General features: G+C 63.6%; 16 protein-coding genes. 8 read left to right on the plus strand and 8 right to left on the minus strand.

The features are described 5' to 3' along the window. Window positions 1–7: 7 nt before the first annotated feature. Window positions 8–556, minus strand: a complete 549-nt coding sequence (locus PCE31107_RS05125) for a hypoxanthine-guanine phosphoribosyltransferase (RefSeq protein WP_130027159.1) — start codon at window positions 554–556, stop codon at window positions 8–10. A gap of 109 nt (window positions 557–665) precedes the next feature. Further along, a complete protein-coding gene (gene ffh, locus PCE31107_RS05130; RefSeq protein WP_130027157.1) occupies window positions 666–2,030 on the minus strand; it encodes a signal recognition particle protein in 1,365 nt (454 codons plus the stop codon). 114 nt (window positions 2,031–2,144) lie between these two features. On the opposite strand from ffh, the gene PCE31107_RS05135 reads away from it, so the two are divergent. The 5 genes from PCE31107_RS05135 to PCE31107_RS05155 all read left to right on the plus strand — a co-directional run bounded on the left by PCE31107_RS05135 (window position 2,145) and on the right by PCE31107_RS05155 (window position 8,394). Next, a complete protein-coding gene (locus PCE31107_RS05135; protein WP_017234727.1) occupies window positions 2,145–3,029 on the plus strand; it encodes a cytochrome C assembly family protein in 885 nt (294 codons plus the stop codon). Between the two features lie 6 nt (window positions 3,030–3,035). Continuing rightward, window positions 3,036–3,314, plus strand: coding sequence for a PP0621 family protein (locus tag PCE31107_RS05140; RefSeq protein WP_150606980.1), 279 nt, complete (start codon window positions 3,036–3,038; stop codon window positions 3,312–3,314). Window positions 3,315–3,492: 178 nt separating this feature from the next. Continuing rightward, window positions 3,493–4,005, plus strand: coding sequence for a DUF1269 domain-containing protein (locus tag PCE31107_RS05145; RefSeq protein ID WP_026132105.1), 513 nt, complete (start codon window positions 3,493–3,495; stop codon window positions 4,003–4,005). Between the two features lie 460 nt (window positions 4,006–4,465). Continuing rightward, the gene (gene ampD, locus PCE31107_RS05150; RefSeq protein ID WP_150606982.1) at window positions 4,466–5,065 is read left to right on the plus strand and encodes a 1,6-anhydro-N-acetylmuramyl-L-alanine amidase AmpD; all 600 of its coding nucleotides are present in this window, start codon (window positions 4,466–4,468) and stop codon (window positions 5,063–5,065) included. A 374-nt stretch (window positions 5,066–5,439) separates the two neighbouring features. Beyond that, window positions 5,440–8,394 carry a ribonucleoside-diphosphate reductase subunit alpha gene (locus PCE31107_RS05155; protein WP_150606984.1) on the plus strand — a complete coding sequence of 985 codons (2,955 nt, stop codon included), beginning with the start codon at window positions 5,440–5,442 and terminating at the stop codon, window positions 8,392–8,394. Window positions 8,395–8,510: 116 nt separating this feature from the next. Here PCE31107_RS05155 and PCE31107_RS05160 read toward each other — a convergent pair whose 3' ends face one another. Next, window positions 8,511–9,473 carry an aldose epimerase family protein gene (locus tag PCE31107_RS05160; RefSeq protein WP_174966553.1) on the minus strand — a complete coding sequence of 321 codons (963 nt, stop codon included), beginning with the start codon at window positions 9,471–9,473 and terminating at the stop codon, window positions 8,511–8,513. 544 nt (window positions 9,474–10,017) lie between these two features. On the opposite strand from PCE31107_RS05160, the gene PCE31107_RS05165 reads away from it, so the two are divergent. The 3 genes from PCE31107_RS05165 to PCE31107_RS05175 all read left to right on the plus strand — a co-directional run bounded on the left by PCE31107_RS05165 (window position 10,018) and on the right by PCE31107_RS05175 (window position 12,433). Next, entirely contained in the window at window positions 10,018–11,160 is a 1,143-nt protein-coding gene (locus PCE31107_RS05165) for a ribonucleotide-diphosphate reductase subunit beta (RefSeq protein WP_150606989.1), read from the plus strand. 375 nt (window positions 11,161–11,535) lie between these two features. Then, window positions 11,536–11,838 (plus strand): hypothetical protein, encoded by a 303-nt coding sequence (locus tag PCE31107_RS05170; RefSeq protein ID WP_150550492.1) that lies wholly within the window; start codon window positions 11,536–11,538, stop codon window positions 11,836–11,838. Window positions 11,839–11,866: 28 nt separating this feature from the next. Continuing rightward, on the plus strand, window positions 11,867–12,433 hold the full coding sequence (locus PCE31107_RS05175) for a histone H1-like DNA-binding protein (protein ID WP_150564258.1): 567 nt from the start codon (window positions 11,867–11,869) through the stop codon (window positions 12,431–12,433). A gap of 114 nt (window positions 12,434–12,547) precedes the next feature. Here PCE31107_RS05175 and PCE31107_RS05180 read toward each other — a convergent pair whose 3' ends face one another. The 5 genes from PCE31107_RS05180 to prmA all read right to left on the minus strand — a co-directional run bounded on the left by PCE31107_RS05180 (window position 12,548) and on the right by prmA (window position 16,623). Continuing rightward, complete coding sequence (locus PCE31107_RS05180) at window positions 12,548–13,027, minus strand: outer membrane lipoprotein (protein WP_150606991.1); 480 nt, start codon at window positions 13,025–13,027, stop codon at window positions 12,548–12,550. A 19-nt stretch (window positions 13,028–13,046) separates the two neighbouring features. Next, window positions 13,047–13,982, minus strand: a complete 936-nt coding sequence (locus tag PCE31107_RS05185) for a carbohydrate kinase family protein (protein WP_130027148.1) — start codon at window positions 13,980–13,982, stop codon at window positions 13,047–13,049. Window positions 13,983–14,160: 178 nt separating this feature from the next. Then, window positions 14,161–14,661: a thiol peroxidase gene (gene tpx, locus PCE31107_RS05190; RefSeq protein ID WP_017231511.1), complete on the minus strand. Its 501-nt coding sequence runs from the start codon at window positions 14,659–14,661 to the stop codon at window positions 14,161–14,163. Window positions 14,662–14,693: 32 nt separating this feature from the next. Further along, window positions 14,694–15,665, minus strand: coding sequence for a DUF3426 domain-containing protein (locus PCE31107_RS05195; RefSeq protein ID WP_150606993.1), 972 nt, complete (start codon window positions 15,663–15,665; stop codon window positions 14,694–14,696). A 64-nt stretch (window positions 15,666–15,729) separates the two neighbouring features. Continuing rightward, the gene (gene prmA, locus PCE31107_RS05200) at window positions 15,730–16,623 is read right to left on the minus strand and encodes a 50S ribosomal protein L11 methyltransferase (protein WP_130027142.1); all 894 of its coding nucleotides are present in this window, start codon (window positions 16,621–16,623) and stop codon (window positions 15,730–15,732) included. Window positions 16,624–16,642 lie beyond the last annotated feature (19 nt).

Below are 16,642 nucleotides of genomic sequence, written 5' to 3' on the forward strand. Positions count from 1 at the left end.
GCGGCGCTCAGCGCGGCGTGGTCAAGGCGCGGATCGCCGGCAGGTTGCGCCAGTAGCCCTTGGCATCCATGCCGCAGCCGAAGACGTAGCGGTCCGGCACCGTAAAGCCACAGAAATCCGGATGCGAGGGCTTGTCCTTCGTCAGGATCTTCTCGCACAGCACGGCGCTGTAGAACTTCGAGGCGCCCATCTCCAGGATCCGATCGCGAATTGCCGCCATGGTGGCGCCTTCGTCGAGAATGTCGTCGAGCACGAGCACCACGCGATCGCGCACCGAGTCGCGCGGCGCCACGCGCCATTGCATCGCGCCGCCCGTCGTGGTGTTGTTGTAGCGCGAGAGGTGGATGTAGTCGAACTCCAGCGGGAAGTCCAGGCGCGGCAGCAGCATGCCGGTAAAGACGGCCGCGCCGCCCATGACCGAGAGCACCATCGGGAATTCGTCGCCAACGGCCTCCTTGATGGCCTTGGCCATCGTGTCGACGGACTGGCTCACCTCGTCGGCCGAGACGATCTCTTCGGAATTACGGAAAACTTCGAGGGCTTCTTCGCGGTTCATATGGGGCGACCCTGGGGAACGTGTTGCGGGGAGATGTCGCTATGTGCGGCCCGGAGTATATACGGAATGCCCGCCCGCGTGACGAGGGGCAACCGGGCATCGGATCCGATCAGCGCATCCCGGGCATCATGCCTTTCATGCTGCGCATCATCTTCATCATGCCGCCGCCCTTGAGCTTCTTCATCATGGTACGCATCTGGTCGTACTGATTGAGCATGCGATTGACCTCCTGCACCTGAACGCCCGCACCGGCGGCGATGCGGCGCTTGCGGCTCGCCTTGATCAGTTCCGGCTTGGCGCGCTCGGAAGGCGTCATCGCGTTGATGATGCCCTCCATGCGGCGCACCTGCTTCTCCGCCTGATCCATATTGGTCTGGCTGGCGGCGGCCTGGAATTGCGCGGGGAGCTTGTCCATGAGCGACGACAGGCCGCCCATGTTCTTCATCTGGCCGATTTGCGCCTTGAAGTCGTTCAGGTCGAAGTCGCCGCCCTTTTTGACCTTATCGGCGAGCTTCTGCGCAGCCTGCACGTCGACACCGCGTTGCGCTTCCTCGACGAGCGCGAGAATGTCGCCCATGCCGAGAATGCGGTTCGCCATGCGATCCGGGTAGAAGACCTCGAGGCCGTCGAGCTTTTCGCCCACACCGACGAACTTGATCGGCTTGCCGGTGATGTGACGCACCGACAGCGCCGCACCGCCGCGCGAGTCGCCGTCGAGTTTGGTGAGCACCACGCCGGTGAGCGGCAGCGCGTCGTTGAAGGCGCGGGCCGTGTTGACGGCGTCCTGGCCGAGCATGGCGTCGACGACGAACAGCGTTTCGATCGGTTTCAGCTCGGCGTGCAGGGCGCTGATTTCCTGCATCATCGCTTCGTCGATGCCCAGACGGCCCGCCGTATCGACGAGCAGCACGTCATGGTGATGGCGTCGCGCCCAGTCGACGGCCGCACGGGCGATGTCGACCGGCTTCTGATCGGGTTGCGACGGGAAGAAGTCGGCGTCGACCTGCTTCGTCACTGTCTCCAACTGGGCAATAGCGGCGGGGCGATAGACGTCGGTCGAGACCGTGAGGACCTTCTTTTTCTGCGCGCGCAGCAGCTTGGCGAGCTTGCCGACGGTGGTGGTCTTGCCGGCGCCCTGCAGACCGGCCATCAGGATGATGGCGGGCGGCGTGGTCGCGAGATTGAGTTCGGCGGCGCGGCCTTCGTAGTCGCCGCCCATGAGTGCGGTCAGTTCGCGTTGCACCACGCCGACAAGTGCCTGGCCCGGCGAGAGGCTGGAAATGACTTCCTCGCCGAGCGCCTTTTCCTTGACCTTGGCGACGAAATCGCGCACCACGGGCAGGGCGACGTCGGCCTCGAGCAGCGCGAGACGCACTTCACGCAGCATTTCCTGCGTGTTGGCCTCGGTCAGGCGGGCTTCGCCGCGCAGCGTCTTGACGACCTTGGCGAGGCGCGTAGTGAGATTGTCGAGCATGAAACGTATCCTGTAAGACCTGCAGCGGCCCCGTTCGCCCTGCCGTTCGGCCCCGGAGGGGGGCGGTGGCGGGGACGGCAGCGCGCCCGTCATGGGCTGGTGTAAACTTCAAACATGACTATTTTACTGTATGCGCTGACCGCCATCCTCTATGCCGGATTGGCGGTTTGTTCGTGGCAAGGCTACCGACGCAACGCTGCGCTCGCACTGGCGGGCGGGCAGGTCGCGCCTGCGCCGGTCGCGGGCACGCCGTCGCGCTGGCCGATGCAGCTTTCGCTGTTCGTCACGCTCGTGCTGCACGGGGTGTTGCTGCATCAAACGATCTTCCGCTCGGACAGTATGCACTTCGGTTTCGCGTACATGCTCTCGGCCATGTTGTGGCTCTCGGTCGGCATCTACTGGATCGAGAGTTTCTTCTTTCCGCTGGACAGCCTGCGGCTGATGGTCACCCCCGTGGCCGCGGTGACCTGTGTGCTGCCGATGATTTTTCCGGATGTGCGCATTCTCGGCTTTGCGGCGGAACCGATTTTCAAGGCGCACTTCATCATCGCCAACATGGCCTACGGGCTGTTCGCGCTCGCGGCGCTGCACGCGCTGCTGATGCTCTACGCCGAGCGGCAACTGCATCCGTCGCGACGCGGCGAGACGACCGGCTGGCTGGCGCACTGGCTCGAGACGCTGCCGCCGCTGCTCACGATGGAAAAACTGTTGTTCCGGCTGATCGGCGCCGGGTTCGTGCTGCTGACCCTGACGTTGATCTCCGGCGTGATGTTCTCCGAGGCGCTGTTCGGGCGCGCGGTGCGCATCGATCACAAGACCGTGTTCGCGGGGGTGTCGTGGCTGATGTTCGGCGCGGTGCTGCTGGGTCGGCATTTTTATGGGTGGCGCGGCAAGGTCGCGCTGCGTTGGGTTCTGGCGTCGTTCGTGGCGCTTTTGTTGGCGTATGTCGGTTCTCGCTTCGTGCTTGAGGTGGTGCTGCATCGCATGACGGAGACTTGAAGCGCGATGCGCAATATCCTGTTGTTACTGGTGCTCCTGATCGTTGGCACGTGGTGGATGCGAAGCAACGAGCGCAAGCGCAATACCGAGCGCATGCGCCCGCCAGGCGCAAACGATGCGCGCACGACGGCGCGTCAGGCGCTGCCGCCCGCCGAACGCATGGTGCGATGCAGCGAGTGCGATACCTACCTTCCCGAGAGTGAATCCGTCGCTGGCGCAGGCGGCCAGCATTTTTGCAGCGCTGAACACCGCGACGCCTATCGGATGCGCGAACACCGCATCTGAGTCGCGCTGCGCAGCCACGCTGCGCAGCGATGATCCCGTTCTCCCGTCCTTCGCGCCGTGGCACTTGCACGTGTCGGCTTGCGCATGCCTGCTGCATGCACTAAAACACAGTAACCGGCCCCGCTCATAAACAGAATAATCATCGAGGGGCGCGACGACAGGAGGGCGCAATATGCTAATGCGCAGACGGATGTATTTTCTGCTTCCCGATCTGGCGAGTGCCCAGCGCACGATGAGCGATTTACTGCTCGCCCGGGTTGAGGAGCGTCACATCCACTTTATGGCACGTGACGAAATGGACCTGGAGGGACTGCACGAGGCTAACCTGCTACAGACTTCCGATATCGTGCACGGCGCCGAAGCCGGGCTCGTCATCGGCGGGTTCTGTGGTCTGGCAGTCGGTGCAGTCGCCGCCTTTTTCCCCATCGTGGGCACACGTCCCCAGTGGGAGTTGATGATTGTGACGGCACCGCTCGGTGCGCTCTTTGGCGCCTGGGTGTCGAGCATGATCGGCGTTTCGGTGCCGAACTCGCGACTCAAGACGTTTCGTGAGCCGCTCGAGCGCGGCATGATTCTGCTGATGGTGGATGTGCGCGACGGTCGCGTCGATGAGATTCGCGAGATGCTCAAGGCCCATCACCCTGAAGCGCACATGGAAGGGGTGGAATCCGCCATTCCTGCCTTTCCTTGATCGATGGCGATCATGGCAATAAGCGAGGGCACCGTATCGAAAGCGATGACAGCGTTGGCGAAGACGATAAGTGTCACCGGCCGGGAACGGCCAAGAGCGTCGCACCTGTGAGCGGCGCGGGATGGTGAGCGTGTCGATCGACGCGCGAGCGACATCATCCCTGGGCGTGGTCACGCCTACAGAAGCCTCTCGGCCAGGCAAGGCGGGAGGCTTCTTCATTGGGCACTCCCTTTCACCGCATGACGACGGTTGACGAAACGCCGGCGACTTGCGAACGGGCCGAGCGTTGCCCGCGCCGGACATGCCGCCGACGGCGTCACGCCAAGTGGGCTACAATGGCGCCCCTCGCTCTACGGGAGCCCGCTGTGCCCGTCATGCCCCAGTCATTCGCGTGCGCCAACATTGCGCTCCGGTCGTGTCATCGCGTCACGACGTGTGCCTTGCCGCGGCGAGGTGACGCATGAGCGCGCCGACCCAAGTCCCGATGCTCACGCTCGATGCCGAAGGCTGGGTAAGCGAAGCCGAGCGACTGCCGTCCCCCAACTTCGATGCGCGTCCGGCGGACACGCCGACCGACCTGCTCGTGGTGCACAACATTTCGTTGCCGCCAGGACAATTCGGGGGCGGCGAGATCGCGGCGTTCTTCCAGAACCGGCTCGATCACGATGCGCATCCCTTCTTCGATGAGATTCGCGGTGTGCGGGTCTCGTCGCACTTCCTGGTGCGACGCGATGGTGCGTTGCAGCAGTTCGTGTCGTGCAACGCGCGGGCCTGGCACGCGGGGGCATCGTCGTTCGAAGGGCGAACGCGCTGCAACGATTTTTCGATCGGCGTGGAGCTCGAGGGCACGGACGACCTCCCGTATACGGAAGCGCAATACGTCACGCTGGCGGCGCTCACGCGAGCGTTGCGTGAGCATTATCCGATTCAAGCCGTGGTCGGACATGCCGATATCGCACCGGGCCGCAAGACGGATCCGGGACCGTACTTCGAGTGGCCGCGATTGCGTCGGATGGCGTCGCTGAGCCCCCAGGCATTGCCGTTTCAGCCGGCCGACTAATCCCCATCCGGGGACAGGTTTTGCTTGACACGGCGATGCCACGGGCCTCCCGGCGAGAGAAATTTTTGGGTTTGCGGAGTGCGTCATCTCCACTATACTTAGTGAAAATTCAGGTGCCGACCACTACATCTAGTGGTTGATGTGAGGTTCGGCACGGAATGCAATCGCCATCAATACCGTGCTTTTCCTGCGGCGTTTTTGCGGGGCGGCACAGCAGCAAAGCCGTGCAGCGGACACCTGAACCCTTGGCCGTCCGTCGGTCGTGCGGTATCCAGCACTTCGCTCCATCGGCGTCCCTAGGGCGCATTTTTGCCGGCCTTAACCCTGGTAAGAACGCGCTAACAGCACCATCTCATTGGAACGGGAGTTTTTACATGCAGACTAACGAAAACCTCACCCGCCCGACCCCGACGCCTGCCGCGACCTCCGGCAATGGTGCGGGTGCGTCGGCGCCCCAGACGACGGGCGCCTTCGAGCCGGCGACCAACGCCGACTTCAAAGTGATTCGACGCAACGGCGCGGTGGTGGGTTTCGAGCCGTCGAAGATCGCGATCGCCGTGACCAAGGCGTTCCTCGCCGTGAACGGCGGCCAGGGTGCGGCGTCGGCCCGCGTACGCGAACTCGTGGAGCAGTTGACGGGGCACGTCGTGCGCGCCCTGATGCGCAGCCGCCCGAATGGCGGCACGTTCCACATCGAAGACATCCAGGATCAGGTCGAACTCGCGCTGATGCGTGAAGGCGAGCACAACGTGGCGCGCGCCTACGTGCTGTACCGCGAGAAGCGTTCGCAAGAGCGTGCGCACGCGGTCGAGACCACGCAAGAAGCGGCTACACACGATGGCCCGGTGCTCAATGTCACCGACAACGGCGTGGTGCGTACGCTCGATATGTCGGTGTTGCGCGGCGTGGTGCAGGCTGCCTGCGAAAATCTCGGCGACGAAGTCGTGGCCGAGCCGATCGTGACCGAGACCCTCAAGAACCTGTACGACGGCGTGCCGCTGTCGCAGGTCTACGACTCGGCGATCCTCGCCTCGCGCACCCTCATCGAGAAGGAACCGGCGTACAGCCAGGTCACGGCGCGAATTCTGATGCACACGATCCGCCGCGAGATTCTCGGCGAAGAAGTGCTGCAGGGCGAAATGGCCGCGCGCTACATCGAATACTTCCCGCGCTTCATCAAGCAGGGAGTCGACGCCGAACTGCTCGACGAGCAACTGCTCTCGTTCGACCTGGCCAAGCTGAGCGCCGCGCTCGACGCATCGCGCGATCTGCAATTCAACTATCTGGGCCTGCAGACGCTCTACGATCGCTACTTCCTGCATATCGACGGTCACCGCATCGAAATGCCGCAGGCGTTCTACATGCGCGTGGCGATGGGGCTGGCGCTCAATGAAGTCGAGCGCGAAGCGCGTGCGATCGAGTTCTACCAGATTCTGTCGAGCTTCGACTTCATGAGTTCGACGCCGACGCTGTTCAACTCGGGCACGCGTCGCTCGCAACTCTCGTCGTGCTACCTGACGACGGTCTCGGACGACCTGGAAGGCATCTACGAAGCGCTCAAGGAAAATGCACTGCTCTCGAAGTTTGCCGGTGGTCTGGGCAACGACTGGACGCAGGTGCGCGCGCTCGGCTCGCACATCAAGGGCACGAACGGCAAGAGCCAGGGCGTGGTGCCGTTCCTGAAGGTGGTCAACGACACGGCCGTGGCCGTGAACCAGGGCGGCAAGCGCAAGGGCGCGGTGTGCGCCTACCTGGAAACGTGGCACCTGGACATCGAGGAATTCCTCGAGTTGCGCAAGAACACGGGCGACGACCGTCGCCGCACGCACGACATGAACACGGCGAACTGGATTCCCGATCTGTTCATGAAGCGCGTGATGGAAGGCGCCGAGTGGACGCTGTTCTCGCCGGCGACCTGCCCGGACCTGCACGACAAGTACGGCAAGGCTTTCGAACAGGCTTACACGGCCTACGAAGACAAGGCCGCACGCGGCGAAATCAAGCTGTTCAAGAAGGTGCCGGCGCAAGCGCTCTGGCGCAAGATGCTGGGCATGCTGTTCGAAACCGGCCATCCGTGGATCACGTTCAAGGATCCGTGCAACATTCGCTCGCCGCAGCAACACGTGGGCGTAGTGCACTCCTCGAACCTGTGCACGGAAATCACGCTCAACACGAGCGAGACCGAAATCGCGGTGTGCAACCTCGGCTCGGTGAACCTCGTGGCTCACCTGAAGCAGACCGCGAACGGCTACGAACTCGATCACGACAAGCTGCAACGTACCGTGCGCGTGGCGATGCGCATGCTCGACAACGTCATCGACATCAACTACTACGCGGTGGCGAAGGCGCGCAATTCGAACCTGCATCACCGTCCGGTGGGCATGGGCATCATGGGCTTCCAGGACTGTCTGCACCTGCTGCGCACGCCTTATGCCTCGAACGCTGCCGTCGAGTTCGCCGACCGTTCGATGGAAGCGGTGTGCTACTACGCTTACTGGGCGTCGTCCGAGCTGGCCAAGGAACGCGGTCAGTATTCGTCGTACAAGGGCTCGCTGTGGGATCGCGGCATCCTGCCGCAAGACTCCCTCAAGTTGCTGGCCGAAGAGCGCGGCGGCTACATCGACGTCGACATGTCGGCAACGCTCGACTGGGACAGCCTGCGCAAGCACATCGCTTCGCACGGCATGCGCAACTCGAACTGCGTGGCGATCGCCCCGACCGCCACGATCTCGAACATCATCGGCGTCTCGGCCTGTATCGAGCCGACGTTCCAGAACCTGTACGTGAAGTCGAACCTCTCGGGCGAATTCACGGTGGTCAACGAGTACCTGGTGCGTGACCTGAAGGCGCGTGGCCTGTGGGACGAAGTGATGGTCGCCGACCTGAAGTACTTCGACGGCACGCTGGCCCGCATCGACCGCGTGCCGGCCGACCTGCGCGAGATCTACGCCACGGCGTTCGAAGTCGAGCCGAAGTGGTTGGTCGAGGCGGCGTCGCGTCGTCAGAAGTGGATCGACCAGGCGCAGTCGCTCAACATCTACATGGCGGGCGCTTCGGGCAAGAAGCTCGACGAGACGTACAAGCTGGCCTGGACGCGTGGCCTGAAGACCACGTACTACCTCCGTACGATGGCCGCGACGCACGTCGAGAAATCGACGGTGAGCCACGGCGCGCTGAATGCGGTGAGCTCGGGGGGCGTGACGCCGAGCGGAAGCTTCTCGGCCGAACCCTCCTCGCCGCTGGCGCAGCCGATGCCGGACGCTGAAGGCGCGGTGTGCACGATGCGTCCGGGCGATCCGGGCTTCGACGAGTGCGAGGCTTGCCAGTAAGCTTGCGCTTGCGGTGAGATTGGGGCCAGTCCCGAGGTTCGCGCCTCGGCACTGGCCCCAAGCTTTTTTGGGGCGCCGTGGTAGGGGGGAAGGGCGGCGCACCCGCCGCCTGGCCCTCAGGTCAGATCGATCCGCATCGACAGATCGAGCGTTTGCCCGTGCGCCACGACCACGTGATCGTCGTCGAACGCGCCGACCCGATGCGTCGACGGTTCCAGACAGAGGTAGGGACGTCCGGCGGGAGAGTGCACCACGAGCCAGCTGGCGTCGCTGCTGCGCACCGTGGCCGAGCGCAGGCCGCCGGCGTAGTCGAGGCGCGCGTCGAATCGCCCCGACTCGACCGGCGCTTCGGCGAACCAGGTGGACCGCCCCTCGGTATCGAGTCCGCCGCCGACAGACACGACCTCGATCTCGCCGACGTGCACGCGTTGCTCGCTCGGCCATCGGATGTCCTCCGACGGCGAACGCCAGATCGCCTCCGCTTCGAACGTCAGGCGCGCGCCGGCAGGCCACTGAAAGTAGGGATGTAGCCCGAGCCCGGCGGGCATGTCCTGCGTCGAGAGATTGGTGATCGACAGTTGCATGTCGACACCGTGCTCGTCGAGCGTCACCGAGAGATACGCCTGATAGTGCCACGGCCATTCGGGTTGAGCGGGACTGTCGAGTTGGAGCACGCAACAGTGCGGGCTCTCGTCGACGACATCCCACGCGCGACGCAGCCCCCAGCCGTGCAGCGAACTCGATGCGGCCGGCGCCTCGCGAGCGACGATCGCGCGGTCGCGCCAATGCAGCGTGTCGTCGCGCAGCATGTTGGTATACGGCAGCATCGGAAAGGCGCCGGCCTTCGGCCATTCGTCCGACGAGAACGGGTCGTTGCCGAGCGGCACAAGGTAGTCGAAAACGTCACCGCGCGTGTCGCGCCGAGCGAGTCGCGCGAGCCGCGCCCCGCAGCCCGGTTGAACCTCGGCCACGAGTGCGCCCGCCGCGAGGTGGATCGGTTTGCCGGGGGTGAGCGTGAGCGGTGTCGGGCCTGACGAACCGGTCGACGCCGGTGCGCCGTTGGCGCCTGGGAATGTCATCGTCGGTATCTCCTTCATCGACGTTCAGAAGTGGCGTGCGCCGGAATCTGTCGTTCCGGTTCGCCGTCGCGACAGGATACGCCAATGCGACGCAGCGCTCCCCCTCGACGCACCATCATCGCTGTCGTGCGGCACCGTTTCATGGCAAGATGCCGGTCCCGCAAGCCCGGCCGCCCGGCACTCGGGGGATGTTGCCAAACACTAGGTATAGTGGTCATCGTGCGGCGCGGCACTAGATATAGTGTTGCATGCTGGAACGAGTGACGTAATTGTGCTAAATTGGAGGCATTCCATTCGACGTCGGGAGGTCAGGATGTTGTTGCAGCTCTCGCGTCGGCGTTGTTGTTCAAAACTGCGCAATTGCGCATCTGCATCACCCCCGAAATATGGCAATGCTCCCGGTGGACTTCGTGCTCCCGGTGATCGCTTGCCGGCCGCCGGATCGCAAATTTTTTGTCAGCCTTCGCACGCGAGCGGCTGATCTGTCACTTCGGCGATGTGCGCGCGTGTGTGCATCGCATCAACCTGAACGGACTGAGACCCTATGCTGAACTGGGAAGAAGACACCACCACGGCCAAATCGGCTGCCCCCACCGCTGCTCCGGTTGCCGCGTCGAACGTGCTGGGCACGCAAGGGGAAACCCCGACTGTGATCGCCTCGCAGTCGACGCGTCGCGTGAGCGCCTCCGACAAGCGCGTGATCAACGGCACGACGGATGTGAATCAACTGGTGCCCTTCAAATACAAGTGGGCCTGGGAGAAGTATCTGGCCGGTTGCGCGAACCACTGGATGCCGCAGGAAATCAATATGTCGCGCGACATCGCCCTGTGGAAAGATCCGAACGGTCTGACCGAGGACGAGCGCCGCATCATCAAGCGCAATCTCGGCTTCTTCGTGACGGCCGACTCGCTCGCGGCGAACAACATCGTGCTCGGCACGTATCGCCACATCACGGCACCGGAGTGCCGCCAGTTCCTGCTGCGTCAGGCCTTCGAAGAGGCGATCCACACGCACGCCTATCAGTACATCGTCGAGAGCCTGGGGTTGGACGAAGGCGAGATCTTCAACGCGTATCACGAAGTGCCGTCGATTCGCGACAAGGACGAATTCCTGCTCCCGTTTATCGAAGTGGTGGCGGATCCGTCGTTCCAGACCGGCACGCAGGAAGCCGACCAGAAGCTGCTGCGCTCGCTCATCGTGTTCGCCTGCATCATGGAAGGGCTGTTCTTCTACGTCGGCTTCACGCAGATTCTCGCGCTGGGTCGGCAGAACAAGATGACCGGTGCTGCAGAGCAATATCAATACATCCTGCGCGACGAGTCGATGCACTGCAACTTCGGCATCGATCTGATCAACCAGGTGAAGCTGGAAAACCCGAACCTGTGGACGCCGGAGTTCCGCGAAGAGATTCGCGAGCTGTTCAAGAAAGCGGTCGAGCTGGAGTATCGCTACGCTGAAGATACGATGCCGCGCGGCGTGCTCGGTCTGAACGCGGGCATGTTCAAGAGCTATCTGCGCTTCATCGCGAACCGTCGCTGTTCCCAAATTGGTCTCGAGGCGCTCTATCCGAACGAAGAAAATCCGTTCCCGTGGATGAGCGAGATGATCGATCTGAAGAAGGAGCGCAACTTCTTCGAAACGCGAGTGATCGAATACCAGACCGGTGGCGCGCTGAGCTGGGACTAAGCAGGAAGTGAAATTTGGATGCTGGCTGCAAAGCCAGTATCCATGCGGGTTTCGAGAGGGTGGTGTGAGCGCGCGTGGCGCGCGTGAGCGCCAGCAAGAGAAGCAAAAGAGAAGGCGCAGATCACGCACATCATCCTCACTCGCGCGTCGTCACGCTCGCTTCGCACGCGTCGACATGCGAACGCCATGTGCATCAAATACAACAGATTGACTTCTTCGTTGCGAACGTTGTGCGATTTTTTACGCGCAAAGTATTAACATCGCATCACAAAAGAATTATGATTCGCTCAAATAAATTGCAGTCTCGATGAACACACGAAAGCACATTGCTTTCCTCCCGCGACAGAGAGCTGGTAGTTACGGAGCGTAAAAACCTTGGTGCATAGCAAGCAGTATCGCTTATCCGCTATCGCAATCTCCTCCCTCCCGATGACGGGACAGGCAAGCTACCCCCCGAAGAATCTGGCGAATCCCCTTTCTCAAGACAATCGAATTGCTGGCGGCAATGTCGCCGGCAATTTTTTTGCGCGCGTGACCACTCACGGTCAGCGTCATGCGCGCAGCGCCGAATTCATTAGCGTAAGCCGTCGAAGTCCGATGCGTACGCCGATGAATAGCCCGCTCGCCGGCGGTTCGCCGCATGGTGGTCGGGTTTCCTTCTCAGGTGGTTTTGTTTGAGTGATCTCTCACGTTAAGGAGCAAAGTGATGGCTACTACTGCTAAGAAAAAACCCGCAGCCAAGAAGGCTGTTGCCAAGAAGCCGGTAGCGAAGAAGGCTGCCGCCGCCAAGAAGCCTGTCGCGAAGAAGGCTGTCGCTGCCAAGAAGCCGGTAGCGAAGAAGGCTGTCGCCGCCAAGAAGCCGGCAGCGAAGAAGGTTGCCGCCAAGAAGCCGGCCGCCAAGAAGGTTGCGGTGAAGAAGGTTGCCGCCAAGAAGCCGGTCGCCAAGAAGGCAGCGGTGAAGAAGGTTGCCGCCAAGAAGCCGGTCGCCAAGAAGGCAGCAGTGAAGAAGGTTGCCGCCAAGAAGCCGGCTGCGAAGAAGGCAGCGGTGAAGAAGGTTGCCGCGAAGAAGCCGGCTGCGAAGAAGGCCGCCGTGAAGAAGGTTGCTGCGAAGAAGCCGGCTGCGAAGAAGCCTGCTGCGGCGGCGAAGAAGCCGGCCGTCAAGAAGGTTGCCGCCAAGCCTGCTGCGGCCCCGGCTGCGGCACCGGCAGCAGCACCGAAGACGGCACTGAATCCGGCAGCGGCATGGCCGTTCCCGACCGGCAGCCGTCCGTAATTCGAGTGCCAAAGCAGGAACCAAGGCACTTAGGTGTCTTTTGATCGAGTAGGCCTACTCGATCCGAAACCCGCTGTGATGAGCGATCGTCGCAGCGGGTTTTTTCATGCGGCCTTAGTGCGTCACACGCGTGACGCCGCCGCTCGAGAGCAGACGCACGCGCTGACCCGGCTGGAATGCTTCGTCCGCATCCTGTGTGATGGCGCGCAGCTCGCCGTTGTCGAGTCGCACGGTAATCTCCAGGCCCGCCTTCTTGCTCATGCGGTTTTCGACGGCTTGCCCCGCAACGGCACCCAACAGACCGCCGATGATGCCCGTCGCGATCGAGCCGCGACCGCCACCAATGGCGCTGCCGCCGACGGCGCCCAGCGCACCGCCCCCCACCACGCCGAGAATCCCCGGATCGCCATTGCTGCTATCGATCGTGACCGGGCGCACCGATTCGACGGTGCCCATGCGCACAACCTGCTCGCGTTGCGCTTGGCGGCTGTTGTAGACGCTCGCGGAATTGCTCGGACCGAACGCCGTGCAGGCGGACAGGGAGAGCGACGCCGCGACGGTGAGAATAAGGAATGGTGTGGTCAGTCGTGCCATCGTTGTGTTTGTCCTGGAATCATACGAAGCGGTGGCCGAACGCGGCTTCATATTGCGCCTCGATCTCGGCGCGCGTCGGCGCGTAAGTCTGCGGGCCTTGCTCGGCAATCTTGAGCGAACCCATCAGGCTGGCCAGGCGGCCGGCGGTGGGCCAGTCGAGGCCCTTTTCGATACCGTACAGCAACCCGCCACGGAAGGCGTCGCCGCACCCGGTGGGGTCGACGACTCGCTTGGCTTTGACGGCAGGAATGTCGTGTTGCTTGCCGCCGGCGAAGATCAGCGCGCCGTGTTCTCCGCGCGTCACGACCAGCGCCTCGACACGCGACTGGAGGTCGTCCATCGACCAGCCGGTCTTCGTGCAGAGCAGCTTGGCTTCGTAGTCGTTGACCGCAAGGTATGTGGCGAGTTCCACCATGCGACGCAGGGCCTCAGGCGAGAGCAACGGCAGGCCCTGACCCGGATCGAACAGGAACGGTACCCCGGCGGCGGCGAAGCCTTCGGCGTGAGTGAGCATGGCGTCGGGGGCGTCCGGGGCAACGATGCCGAGCGTCGCGCCGTTGACATCGGCCACGCGGTTGCGCGACGAGAACATCATCGCCCCAGGGTGGAAGGCGGTGATCTGGTTGTTGTCCAGATCGGTCGTGATCATCGCATTGGCGGTCATGCTGTCCGCGACCACGCGAACGAATTCCGTCGTCATGCCGAGCGACTGGAAGCGCTCGACGTAGGGCGCACCATCTTCGCCGACGGTGGCCATGACGACCGGCGAGCCGCCCAGCAGATGCAGGCTGTAGCCAATGTTGCCGGCGCAGCCGCCGAAGTTGCGGCGCATCGTCGGCACGAGGAAGCTGACGTTCAGGATGTGTACCTGATCGGGCAGGATGTGCTCGCCGAAGCGGCCTTCGAACGTCATGATGTTGTCGTAGGCGAGCGAGCCGCAGATCACGGTAGTCACGGGGGAGATCCTTGCGAAAGGTAAGCGGGGCCAATCTGGGAGGGCAGACGGTTGGCCAGTCGCCCTGCCGGGTCATGCTAAAAACGGGCCGGTGCATTTGCCGCACCGGCACGGGAACTGCCATCTGGCGCGCACCGGCTTTACCGGGCGGGCCAGCGATACGCCGAGGGGCGATGGCTTACGACAATGCGGCCAGCGCGGCGTCGTAGTTCGGCTCGTTCTTGATCTCGGGCACGAGTTCGGCGTGGACGACGCGGTTATCGGCGTCGAGCACGACAACGGCACGGGCCGACACTCCGGCGAGCGGGCCGGTGGTGATTGCCACGCCGTAATGCTTGAGGAACTCGCGGCCGCGCATGGTCGAGAGCGTGACCACGTTGTTCAGTCCTTCGGTCGCGCAGAAGCGGCTCATGGCGAACGGCAGGTCAGCCGAGATCACGAGCACGACCGTGTTCTCGAGCTTGCCCGCGGCTTCGTTGAACTTGCGGGTCGACGTGGCGCAGGTCGGCGTGTCGAGGCTCGGCACGATGTTGAGCACCTTGCGCTTGCCAGCGAAATCGTCGAGCGAGACGTCCTGCAACTTGGCATTGACCAGCGAAAAAGCCGGAGCGGTCTGCCCCTTTTGCGGGAACTGGCCGTCGACTTCGATGGGGTTGCCCCCGAGTGTGACTTGGGACATCAATATCTCCTAGGTTGAGTGCAACAGCGCTATCAAGGATAGAACGCGAGCACCCGATAGTTACTGGCTAGCGCTGCCTGCGCCGTCAATCGTAACCGAATCGTGCGTTCGTTGTGTGGCGCCAGACCGGCGTCATGCTGCGCTGTATCGGTGACGTAGTCGCTCGCCGAAAACACGCGTCGCACGACCGGCTTGCCGTCGATGTCCGACAGCGTGAGTTCGAGCGACGGCCAGGCCACGGCATAGTCGGCTTGATTGCGCATGAACACGGTGAGCGTCATTGGCACGGCGTCGTCTGGTGCCGGGGCGCTCGCCGGTGTACCGGTTGTCGCGCCACTCGCGCCACTCGCGTCGCTCGCGTCGCTCGTGCCGGGCGCGTCGGTGACCAGCGTCACGCTCGAAATCTGCACCTTGTCGGGCTGACGCGGCGGCGCGACCGTCACATGCATCGGGCGTCCGAGCGTCGCGAACACGCCGCGCAACGTCGGCACGCGATCGACGAGTGCGGCGCGCTCGACCCACGCCCACTGGGCGATCAGACCGACGACGGCCAGCGCGATCAGCGCACGCCAGATCACGCGACCGACGCCGGGGCGACGTGCCTGTCCGGCAAGAGCCACGGACGTCGGCGAGTCGGCAGACGCGACGGAAGCTGACGACGTCATGGACGCGGTGGGCGCCAGAAGCACCGTGGCATCGTCGTCATCGATGTAGCGACCCGGGCCATGTCGCATCTGCGCCAGGCTCTCGTCCGGCGTGCCCAGCAGTGCAGCGATCGCCGTGGGCGTGAGCATCTCGGGCACCGGGGGGCGTTCGGCGGGCGCGGTCTGCGCCTCGTTCTCTTCGCCGGGCGGCTCGCACAGGTAGGCATGTCCGTCGAATACTTCACGACAGTTGCCGCAGCGCACGAGACCGTCGCGCAGCTTGAGCTGATCCGCCACGACGCGGAAGACGGTATGGCAGTGAGGGCAGCGGGTAGCGAGAACGCGCGAGGACTGAGCCATGGGAGTCGGGGGCATCGGGGGATTCGAGGGCGAGGTCCCGGAGACTCGGCGCGTCGCGGGCGACTTAGCCGGCGGCCTGCCCGTGCAGGCAGACCCAGCCATCGTGAGCACGCCAGACCGACATCTTCATATAGGGGGCGTAGGCGGCGATCACCTCGTCCGCTTGCCGCTCCAACACGCCAGACAGCGCGAGCCGTCCGCCCGGTGCCACGCGCGATGTCAGCATCGACGCGAGCAGTTTGAGCGGATTCGACAGGATGTTGGCGACCACGATATTGAATTGACCGTCGCGCAGGTCGGCGGGCAGTCCGTATTCGACGGTCGCATGATTGCGCTCACTGTTGTAGCGGGCAGACTCGACGGCCTGCGGATCGATGTCGATACCGACGACCGGATCGGCGCCGCACTTGCGCGCCAGAATGGCCAGAATGCCCGAGCCGCAGCCGTAGTCGAGCAAGGACTGACCCGCCTCAACGTGCTGTTCGAGCCACTCCATGCACAGCCGCGTGGTCGGGTGGCTGCCGGTCCCGAACGCGAGGCCCGGATCGAGTTCGAGGATAAGCGCATCGGCGTCCGGGGCGTCGTGCCACGACGGCACGACCCAGATACGCTGGCCGATCTGTATGGGCTCAAACTGCGATTGCGTCAGGCGCACCCAGTCCTGTTCTTCCACGTCGCGCAACGTGAACGCGGGCGACTCGGTGAGCCCCAATTCATTGACGGCCGCCGCGAGCAGCACGGCGGCGTCCTGGTCTTCCCCCACCAGCGCGACCACGCGCGAGTGTTGCCACGCGGTGTCGGGCGGGGTCAGGCCGGGCTCGCCGAACATCGGTTGCTCGTCGGGCGTGTCGGCATCCGCGTCTTCCACGGAGACCGACAGCACGCCCAGATCGAGCAGGGCGTCCGACAGGGCCTCGGCTTGGGCGCGGGCAACTTCTACGACGAGTTCGCGATACATGGCGAGTGATTTCCTGCTG

Source organism: Pandoraea cepalis, from assembly GCF_902459625.1.
Lineage (GTDB): Bacteria > Pseudomonadota > Gammaproteobacteria > Burkholderiales > Burkholderiaceae > Pandoraea > Pandoraea cepalis.